Below are 10,310 nucleotides of genomic sequence, written 5' to 3' on the forward strand. Positions count from 1 at the left end.
AATAACAATATTTTATGGTATAATGTAAGCGTAAACACAAACACAAGAAACTCTCTAAATATTCTATGCTTTTAAAAAAGATAGGAGGAATAAATCATGAAAAAGAATTTTATGATTTTCTTAACAGCAGTTGCTAGTTTATTGTTTTTAACAACATTTTCAACTACAAAGGCAGATGAAAATATTGACAATAACGGTAGTTATGAAACAAGAACATCTTTAGTAATGAAAGTTGGGGATTCTGCTACACAAGTATTTACAGATAATTCTGGGGAAGAAAATGTAATTACCGTTACAAAGGTTGCTGACAGACCTCGAACCAGTTTTAGATGGGCACAAGTTGGTAGTGAAAAAGCTAGTAACGGAACTTATCATATAAGTTACAGACGCGGGATATTTAACTGTGGCTTCTATATCACAATAGATACTCGTAACATTACCAGCGCATATGATTTATGGTATTTCCATCTAGTAGGCACAAACTCCGCAAATTTAGTGCATGAAAGTAATAGGAGAGCAACAGCATATTTCACATTTCAACTCAGTGTTCCTTGGATTAACGGCCCAAGTTGGGACGGAGCTCTTCGAGCAGAGCTCGACGCAGACTATCTAGTTACACTGGTGAAGTAAAATGGGAATGTTTGGTTTGATGACAGTCGCTCTTACTATAACTCTCTTTCTAATCATCATTTTTTTAATAGTAAAAAATATTAAGAAATAAATAACTTTAAAATATTTAGAGAGCAGATAAAAGACACCAAAACTAAATAATTTGGTGTCTTTTATTATGAAACATTCGAAAACTTGGGATAAAAGTTGGGATAAAAAGAAAAATGGCAGTAAGAAAAAGTATATTCTGAAAAAGTAATCTGAGATGTAGGGAATAGGTCTGATTAAATGGAGATCATTTCCAGTTGACGCAAGCTTAAAAAAACGGTATAATAAGAAAGTTGAGAATTGATTTTCTCTTGTCTTAGTCCAGAGAAATGGCGGTGCTGCGAGCCATCTAAGCTAGGAAGTCATGCTACTCAATCATACAATTGCATAAGAACAAGAGAATGACAAGTTCATTGAATGAAGGTGGTACCGCGGTTTTTCGCCCTTCGTGATATGAGCTTGTCTTTTGATTTTTTGGAGGTGTTGATGAAAACATTTCTTGTCAAACAAAAGTTTCGTCTTGGAGGCGAACGCTTCGCTATCAAGGACGACAGGGGAGAAATCGCCTATCAGGTAGAGGGATCATTCTTTAAGATTCCCAAAACTTTTACCATCTATGATGATAATGGTGAACAGGTCAGTCAGATCAGTAAAGAAATCTTGACCTTGCTTCCTCGTTTTGAGATTCAGCTTCGGGATGGCTCGAGTTTTGTCATTCGTAAGAAGTTGACCTTTTGGCGAGATAAGTATGAGTTTGATAATTTAGGTCTTCGTATCGAGGGTAATATCTGGGATTTGGATTTCAAATTGCTGGATGATCGCGATCAGCTGATTGCGGAAATTAAGAAGGAACTCTTCCATTTGACCTCTACCTATACCGTAACGGTTCTTGAAGACGCTTATGCAGATCTAGTCATTTCCCTCTGTGTCGCGATTGACTATGTGGAAATGCTAGAAAGCCAATCACATTAAACAAGTAAATAAGGAGACGATATGAAACAACTATCTAGTGCACAAGTACGCCAAATGTGGCTTGACTTCTGGGCGACCAAAGGTCACTCAGTAGAACCATCAGTGAGCTTGGTTCCTGTAAATGACCCAACTCTTTTGTGGATCAACTCTGGGGTAGCAACCCTTAAGAAATACTTTGACGGGACCATTATTCCTGAAAATCCACGTATTACCAATGCTCAAAAGGCTATCCGTACCAACGACATCGAGAACGTAGGGAAGACTGCACGTCACCATACCATGTTTGAAATGTTGGGGAACTTCTCTATTGGAGATTACTTCCGTGACGAAGCTATCACTTGGGCTTATGAGCTTTTGACAAGCCCTGAATGGTTTGATTTCCCTGCTGAAAAACTTTACATGACTTACTATCCAGATGATAAAGATTCTTACAACCGCTGGATTGAAGTGGGAGTGGACCCAAGTCACTTGATTCCGATCGAGGACAACTTCTGGGAAATCGGTGCGGGACCTTCTGGACCTGATACAGAGATTTTCTTTGACCGTGGAGAAGCCTTTGACCCAGAAAATATCGGTCTTCGTTTACTTGCAGAAGATATTGAAAACGACCGTTACATCGAAATCTGGAACATCGTTTTGTCACAATTTAACGCAGACCCTGCTGTTCCTCGTAGCGAGTACAAGGAATTGCCACACAAGAACATTGATACGGGCGCTGGTTTGGAGCGTTTGGTGGCGGTTATCCAAGGGGCTAAGACAAACTTTGAAACAGACCTCTTCATGCCAATCATTCGTGAAGTCGAGAAATTGTCTGGTAAGGTTTATGACCAAGATGGCGACAACATGAGCTTCAAGGTCATCGCTGACCACATCCGTTCACTTTCATTTGCCATCGGTGATGGTGCCCTTCCAGGAAATGAAGGTCGTGGTTATGTCCTTCGTCGTCTTCTTCGTCGTGCTTCTATGCATGGTCAAAAATTGGGTATCAACGAGCCTTTCCTTTACAAACTCGTTCCAACTGTTGGAAAAATCATGGAAAGCTACTACCCAGAAGTGCTTGAGAAACGTGACTTTATTGAGAAAATCGTTAAGAGCGAAGAAGAATCATTTGCCCGTACCCTTCACTCAGGTCAACACTTTGCCCAAGGCATTGTAGCAGACTTGAAAGAAAAAGGTCAATCTGTTATCGCTGGTTCAGATGTCTTCAAACTCTATGATACTTATGGGTTCCCAGTTGAATTGACTGAAGAAATCGCTGAAGAAGCTGGTATGACTGTAGACCGTGAAGGTTTTGAAGCAGCCATGAAAGAACAGCAAGAACGCGCGCGTGCGTCAGCTGTCAAGGGTGGCTCAATGGGTATGCAAAATGAAACTCTTCAAAACATCACTGTAGAAAGTGTCTTCAACTACAATGCTAGCCAATTGTCTTCTAAATTGGTAGCTATCGTGGCGGACAATGCAGAAGTAGAAGCTGTTTCAGAAGGAACTGCCTCTCTTATCTTTGCGGAAACGTCATTTTATGCTGAAATGGGTGGACAGGTAGCTGACCACGGACAAATCTTGGATGAGTCAGGTAAGGTTGTGGCTACTGTGACCAATGTTCAAAAAGCACCAAACGGACAAGCTCTTCACACTGTTGAAGTCCTTGCACCGCTTGCCTTGAACCAAGAATATACTTTAGCAATTGATACAAATCGTCGTCACCGTGTTATGAAAAACCACACTGCTACTCACTTGCTTCACGCTGCCCTTCACAATATCCTTGGAAACCATGCGACACAAGCAGGGTCACTTAATGAAGTGGAATTCCTTCGCTTTGACTTTACCCACTTCCAAGCAGTGACTGCTGAAGAATTGCGTGCGATTGAACAGCAAGTTAACGAGAAAATTTGGGAAGCACTTGAAGTGAAGACAGTTGAAACGGATGTTGACACTGCTAAAGAAATGGGAGCTATGGCCCTCTTTGGTGAGAAATACGGCAAGGAAGTTCGTGTCGTGACTATCGGTGACTACTCTATTGAACTTTGTGGTGGTACTCATGTTGGCAACACTTCTGAGATTGGTCTCTTCAAAATTGTCAAAGAAGAAGGAATCGGTTCAGGAACTCGCCGTATCTTGGCAGTGACTGGTAAGGAAGCCTTTGAAGCCTACCGTGAACAAGAAGATGCTCTTAAAGCTGTCGCAGCAACTCTTAAAGCACCTCAACTTAAAGAAGTCCCTCACAAGGTAGAAGGACTTCAAGAACAACTTCGTCAATTGCAAAAAGAAAATGCTGAGTTGAAAGAAAAAGCCGCAGCTGCAGCCGCAGGCGATATCTTCAAGGATGTTAAGGAAGTCAATGGTCACCGTTACATTGCTAGCCAAGTGTCTGTATCAGATGCTGGTGCCCTTCGTACTTTTGCGGATAACTGGAAACAAAAAGACTACTCTGACTTGCTTGTCCTAGTTGCTGCTATCGGTGATAAAGTCAATGTCCTTGTAGCAAGCAAGACAAAAGACCTTCATGCAGGAAACCTTGTCAAAGAATTAGCACCAATCGTCGATGGACGTGGTGGTGGTAAACCAGACATGGCCATGGCAGGAGGAAGCAATCAAGCTAAGATCCAAGAATTGTTGGATGCAGTAGCAGGTAAATTGTAAACTCGATTATTAATTCTTTGATAATTTTAAAAATTAAGAGTTGAAAAGATATTGTTAAGAGAGTATTCTTATGAAAAGAAAAATTTATGTTGCTTTAAGTATATTTTTTGGTATGGGAACAATTGGATTTGTATTTGATTCCAAAAAAATTATTGACCAGCTAGGCTTCCAACAATTTATATCTCAAATTATTTTTAGTTCCGTATTTACTTTCCTTTTCTATTGGTTGTATATTAAAGATAGTAAAAAAGCTATAGCTGTTAATAGTAACAGAGATACAATAAATAAACCGATAGATGAAATATACTCATCGACCTCATCGATTGAAATACCAATAAGTGTAATAGAAGAAGAGCGAAATAAAATTAAATTAAATAAATTCAAAAGAAAAAATAATGAAATTCTCAAGTTTATTGTTGCGTTCTTTATTCCTTGGATTGGTTGGATTTATTTAATTTATAGGCTTGTTCGATATAATATGAAAAAACATTACTTTTTAAGTGATGAATTTATTCGGAATAAAATACAAATCGATTCTTTTGTTACAGAATATAATGAAATAGCTAAATATGTTGAGAAGTTTGATGAGGTAAGCTTACAATCTACAAGTTTTGATAAATATAAGTATGCTCATGTAGCTAAAGGACAAAATACAAGTTTGTATAATATTCAACGTGATAGGAACGTTATTGATTATCAATCTAAATATGTTTATAATGCTTCACTACAAGTTGTTAGAAATGCAGAGTTAGAACCTTTTAAGTATTTATGTAAGTATTTTGATTTTAAGCCTAACGAAGAAAATCTACAGCGTATTCAAGAAATTGGTGAACAAGTATCACGATTTCTTAATGCTAAAGAGAATCTTGATAATAGATTGGCAAGAATTTTAAATAGTTTAAATCCTCCACAGTTTATTTTAAAGTATTATAAAGAAGAATTTTTATATTATATCAACATTGAAGTTCCCCAAATTAATTTTAATTTTCCTACCTATACTTTTCAATATGTTAGTGCAGGTGGTAATTCTAGTCAAGTTACTTCAATTACACTAAATGAGGAAATAATTGAATTATTAATTACTTATATGGATGAGCAAGTTAAGTATAAGAAAAGTGCTAAAGCTCAACGTGCATTAATGACTAAAAAATTACGTGAGTATGTCAAAGAAAGGGACTGTTATACTTGCCAATATTGCGGAGCATCTACTGCTCAACAAGATTTATTATTGCTAGAAGTGGATCATATTATTCCAGTTTCAAAGGGTGGAATGTCTACGGAAAGTAATTTACAAACATTATGTTGGAAATGTAATAGAACAAAATCAGATAAAATTTTATAGATTTAGATGAAAATTATAATGTTTGAGAACAGAACGTGTCAATTAGTGATATAATTTTTAACAAAAATATAGGTTGTTTAAAGATCTATCCATTTGGGTAGGTCTTTTTGTGAATGCAAAAAAGCCAAATCCGATTGGACCTGGCTGGATTATTATGAGTTATTAGATTGTATTGGCTGCCCAGACACTTACGGATCTAGCTGAGACTGGGAATTGTCCATAACCTTCCTCATCGATTGTAACATGACTTTGGTGGTTTCCAAGTAAGTCTATGAAAGTTTGGTTAGCCCATTCTTGGCCGACAAACATTGACTTGCTGCTTTCTTGGTTATTTGAGATAAGGACTGCGATTGGGGATTGATGTTCAGCACCTGAACGTACCCAACCGATACAGTTTGCGTCATCAAAGTAGTCTGTTTGCTCTCCATAGGCCAAATCTTTTCGGATGGCTAGGAGACGGTCAAGGACTTCTTTGAAATCTTGTTGAGCATATTGCCCTGAAATCCCATAGTAGTCGCCGTAAAAGACACATGGAAGGCCATTTTGGCGTAACAGAATGAGGGCATAGGCTGCTGGTTTGAACCATTCTTCAACGGTAGACTCAAGAGCCTGACCTCGTTGTGTATCGTGGTTGTCGACAAAAGTCACAGCCTTGTCAGGTTTGAGTTCAACCAAGCTATCTGTGAAAATGCTACGAAGATCGTAGTTGGAACCTGCTCGACTAGCATCAAAGAGATTCTGGTGGAGACGAACATCGACAAGATCGAATCGTTCTTCCGTTTTTTCAAGATAGTCTAGGTTGGCTTCCTTGTCTGGGTTCCAAAATTCACCAAAAACATAGAAATCCTCACCGTATTTTTCCTTCATATCACGGATGAAATTGCTCATAAAGAAAGAGTCAATGTGTTTAACGGCATCCAAGCGGAAACCAGCTACACCAGTCGTTTCCATGAACCAATCAGCCCAGTCATAGATATTTTGGATGACTTCAGGATGCTTAAAGTCTAGATCAGCATACATGAGGTAGTCGTAGTTACCGTTTTCATTATCGACCAATTCCTCGTTGGCCCAGCCCTTATTATCCCCTTGGATGAGATAAATCCCAGACTTACGACGTTTGGCATCATAGTCTGTACCTGTGAAGTGGTACCAGTGCCAGTGGAAGTCATTGTAGGTATTTTGGCGACCATCGAAGGTAAAACTAGTCCAGCCATTGATGGTGAAGGGTTCTCCGAGTTCGACTGTACGGTCTACAGGGTCCACTTCGATGACCTGAAAGGCTTCCATGTGATCGGCCGCAGCCTTGTGGTTGAGTACCACATCAGCCATAGGCTGGATTCCCTGTGCTTTTAGGGCTTGAATGGTTTGAAGATAGTCTTCTTTAAAACCATACTTGGTGCGGACAGTCCCTTTTTGGTTGAACTCTCCTAAGTCAAATAAGTCATAGACCCCATAACCTACATCTTTTTCATTGGTAGCCTTGAAGGCTGGTGGCATCCAGACATGGCTGATACCGAGATCAGCTAGGTGTGGAGCATCTTCAGCTAGACGCATCCAGTGCTGACCGTCATGGGGCAGATACCATTCAAAGTATTGCATGAGTGTTTGATTTTGCATGATGTTTCCTCTTACTTGTCAATCTTGTTCTTTATTCTATCATAAAGTATCTCTCAGCGCAAACGTTTGCGTAAGAAATAGAAGGAAACTATTGTATCTACTTAAAATAAAGTGTTGATTTTTTTGTATCAAAGTGCTAGTATAATAGTATGTAATATAGATAAAGATAGGAGTCATCCCATGATTGAATTTCAAAATGTTAGTAAGTTGTATGGTGATAAAGAGGCTTTGAACAATCTCAATTTGCAGATTGAAAATGGGGAGATTATGGGTTTGATTGGCCATAACGGTGCTGGAAAATCGACTACCATAAAATCCCTAGTCAGTATCATTTCACCCAGCAGTGGTCGTATTCTGGTAGATGGTCAGGATTTATCGGAAAATCGTTTAGCTATCAAACGAAAAATTGGCTACGTAGCAGACTCGCCTGACTTATTTTTACGTTTAACGGCCAATGAATTTTGGGAATTGATCGCCTCATCCTATGATCTGACTAGCTCTGACTTGGAGGCTAGTCTAGCTAGGCTATTGAGTGTTTTTGATTTTGCTGAAAATCGTTATCAGGTTATTGAAACCCTTTCTCACGGAATGCGTCAAAAAGTCTTTGTCATTGGGGCACTCTTGTCTGATCCCGATATTTGGGTCTTGGACGAACCCTTGACAGGTTTGGATCCCCAGGCTGCCTTTGATTTGAAGCAAATGATGAAGGAACATGCACAAAAAGGCAAGACAGTCTTGTTTTCAACCCATGTCCTAGAGGTAGCTGAGCAAGTTTGTGATCGGATTGCCATTTTGAAAAAGGGACATTTGATTTATTGTGGTAGCGTAGAGGACTTGAGAAAAGACCATCCAGACCAGTCTTTAGAAAGTATCTATCTTAGCCTTGCTGGTAGAAAAGAGGAGGTTTCAGATGCGTTTCAAGGTCATTAAAAAATTAGTTGATATCAATATCCTTTATTCATCTCAAGAAGCTAATCTGGCTAACCTACGAAAGAAGCAGGCTAAGAATCCTGGGAAAAAAGTAAATGTTTCCGCTAGAGTTCTAAGTTCTTACATTTTTTCTAGCCTCTTGATGCTCTTTTTTTTTAAGTAATATAGCCATTCATTTTCCTTTTGAAGAAATGCCTGTTTATTTTGGTTTCATGGTTACTATTTTACTAGTGGTTGCCTTTTCAACTTCTTTAACGGCCTTTTATAATGTCTTTTATGAGAGTAAGGATTTGGTATCGTATAGACCCTATGCCTTTAAAGAATCAGAGATTATAATTGCTAAAGGACTGTCTGTTCTCTTGCCAGCTCTAACTGGAATTGTACCAATCCTAGCTTATTTTCTAGTCCTCTATATTAGGCTAGCACCTTCTCTTTGGCTGGGCTTGCCTTTGATGCTACTGTCCTTGGCCTTATTATTTGTCTCTGTTACTTTAGTGATGGTAGTGGCAGTACATTTCTTGGCTCAGACTAGGGTCTTCAGAAAGTATCAGTCTATTTTTTCGAATGTGATGATTGGGATAGGAGTTCTCATACCTTTAATATATGTCTTCTTTCTACAGTCGACTTCTGGACGTATTGTTGACAAAGTTAGAGACATTCCATTTCTCCTTTATCCTATTCATCTCTTTTACAAAATAGCAGTGGAGCCTTTTTCGACAGAAGCCATCCTGGGTCTGCTCGCTTGGATAGGACTAACTCTCTTCTTGCTTTACTTGAGCAAAAAGAAGGTTTTTCCTCGTTTTTATGACGTGATTCTGCTTAACAGTGAGGAGAAGGTCAAGAAAGAACGTCGCAGTAAGGAGAGAATTTCAACTACTAAAAAGGGATTTTTCCGTATGGTTTTACGCTACCACCTCACCCTCTTGGGACAGGGGACTGGCGTGATTACAGTGCTTTTTACAAGTGCTTTCCTTCCTTATCTCATGATGATCGGTCTGATTTCCAAAATCCGAGATTCTCAGATAGTTCCAGACATTCATCCTCCATACTGGTTACCCTTGTTTTTTGTAGGAGTGTTTATAGCAGTTGTCAATAACAATATCACCAGCCTGCATTCAATTGCCTTGTCCTTGGAGAGAGAAAATGTTGATTTTCTTAAGAGTTTACCCTTTGACTTTGCTCGTTATGTGAAAGTGAAATTTTGGATTATATTTGCTGTCCAGTCCTTTTTACCAGTTCTGACTTTACTTGGCCTTTCTCTATATCTAGGCTTGCCCATCCTTTCGATGATTTACCTTCTTGTGGCATGGATCCTTGCCAGTGTCATCCTTTCTTGCCACCATTACCTTAAGGACGTGAAAAATCTGTCAACCAATTGGAGTAGCATTACGGACTTGGTGAACCGTTCAAATCGTATAGTAGCAATAGTTTTACTCTTAATTTATAGTGTTATCTTAATGATTTTAGTCATAGCAAGTTTGTTCTTGGTTCGGTCTCTCGCCCCTGTCCTTGCCATCAGCTTGGGAGTAGGAGTTCTTATCCTCTTGCTTGCTCTTGCTATTTTTGGCTATCATTACTACCTGTCACGCATATTGGCAGAAATAGAAAAAAGATGAGCTAGTTGGTCGATTGCTTGATAAATTCAATTCGACAAACGCTTTTATAGTTTGTTAGAATATAGTTGTAAATGATTACGATTGGTAATCAAAAATATAGGGAGGAATGTTTTGAATAAGAAATATAATATAGTTCTATTATTATTGTTTATAGTTTATTTATTTGGATATTTTTCAATTTCAAAAACTTTCATTCCTATAATGTGTGTGATCCAAGTATTTTTGATAGAACATATATTTAAAGTTAGAAATAGAATGATGCAGATAGGTGAAATTTTAATTATTGTTGCTTCTATAATATTATTTATTGATAGTATATTTAGTTTGTAACAAAAGGCTTTTCTATAAAATCAAATTTTCCAGATACCTGCTGAAGCTGATCTATATCCTAATATTTCTTCTACTATCTTCGTCACTAAATTTGACAGACATATATTGCAGGTACAACCTCTCTACCTACAATCTCAAAGTTAATACTCTTCGAAAATCTCTTCAAACCACGTCAGCTTTGCCTTGCCGTAGATATGGTTACTGAC

General features: G+C 38.4%; 6 protein-coding genes and 1 pseudogene. 6 read left to right on the forward strand and 1 reads right to left on the reverse strand.

Features of this window, described 5'->3' with window-relative positions; genetic code table 11:
- Positions 1-96: 96 nt before the first annotated feature.
- From HT736_RS03475 to HT736_RS11650, 4 genes are all read left to right on the forward strand, one after another.
- Positions 97-630, forward strand: coding sequence for a DUF5626 family protein (locus HT736_RS03475; RefSeq protein WP_023939050.1), 534 nt, complete (start codon positions 97-99; stop codon positions 628-630).
- Between the two features lie 513 nt (positions 631-1,143).
- Positions 1,144-1,629, forward strand: a complete 486-nt coding sequence (locus tag HT736_RS03480; RefSeq protein WP_138700324.1) for an LURP-one-related/scramblase family protein — start codon at positions 1,144-1,146, stop codon at positions 1,627-1,629.
- Positions 1,630-1,650: 21 nt separating this feature from the next.
- On the forward strand, positions 1,651-4,269 hold the full coding sequence (gene alaS, locus HT736_RS03485) for an alanine--tRNA ligase (RefSeq protein ID WP_138700323.1): 2,619 nt from the start codon (positions 1,651-1,653) through the stop codon (positions 4,267-4,269).
- Positions 4,270-4,339: 70 nt separating this feature from the next.
- Positions 4,340-5,611, forward strand: a complete 1,272-nt coding sequence (locus HT736_RS11650; protein ID WP_055356678.1) for an HNH endonuclease — start codon at positions 4,340-4,342, stop codon at positions 5,609-5,611.
- 162 nt (positions 5,612-5,773) lie between these two features.
- Here the strand turns inward: HT736_RS11650 and HT736_RS03495 are convergent, their stop codons facing one another.
- Complete coding sequence (locus HT736_RS03495; RefSeq protein WP_055356677.1) at positions 5,774-7,228, reverse strand: alpha-amylase; 1,455 nt, start codon at positions 7,226-7,228, stop codon at positions 5,774-5,776.
- A 180-nt stretch (positions 7,229-7,408) separates the two neighbouring features.
- Between HT736_RS03495 and HT736_RS03500 the strand changes: the two genes are divergently transcribed.
- Positions 7,409-8,158, forward strand: coding sequence for an ABC transporter ATP-binding protein (locus HT736_RS03500; RefSeq protein WP_119948164.1), 750 nt, complete (start codon positions 7,409-7,411; stop codon positions 8,156-8,158).
- Positions 8,139-9,774 (forward strand): annotated as a pseudogene (locus tag HT736_RS03505) (hypothetical protein). The gene HT736_RS03500 and the pseudogene HT736_RS03505 overlap by 20 nt, the downstream one beginning before the upstream one ends.
- Positions 9,775-10,310: the final 536 nt, after the last annotated feature.

Origin of the sequence: Streptococcus sp. 339 (assembly GCF_013277285.1) — a bacterium.
Taxonomy (GTDB): Bacteria; Bacillota; Bacilli; order Lactobacillales; family Streptococcaceae; genus Streptococcus; species Streptococcus pseudopneumoniae.

Excerpts from the sequence above, each read along its gene's own strand:
- alaS (WP_138700323.1), top strand. The coding sequence starts at position 1,651 with ATGAAACAACTATCTAGTGCACAAGTACGCCAAATGTGGCTTGACTTC.
- HT736_RS11650 (WP_055356678.1), top strand. The coding sequence starts at position 4,340 with ATGAAAAGAAAAATTTATGTTGCTTTAAGTATATTTTTTGGTATGGGA.
- HT736_RS03475 (WP_023939050.1), top strand. The coding sequence starts at position 97 with ATGAAAAAGAATTTTATGATTTTCTTAACAGCAGTTGCTAGTTTATTG.
- HT736_RS03500 (WP_119948164.1), top strand. The coding sequence starts at position 7,409 with ATGATTGAATTTCAAAATGTTAGTAAGTTGTATGGTGATAAAGAGGCT.
- HT736_RS03480 (WP_138700324.1), top strand. The coding sequence starts at position 1,144 with ATGAAAACATTTCTTGTCAAACAAAAGTTTCGTCTTGGAGGCGAACGC.
- HT736_RS03495 (WP_055356677.1), bottom strand. The coding sequence starts at position 7,228 with ATGCAAAATCAAACACTCATGCAATACTTTGAATGGTATCTGCCCCAT.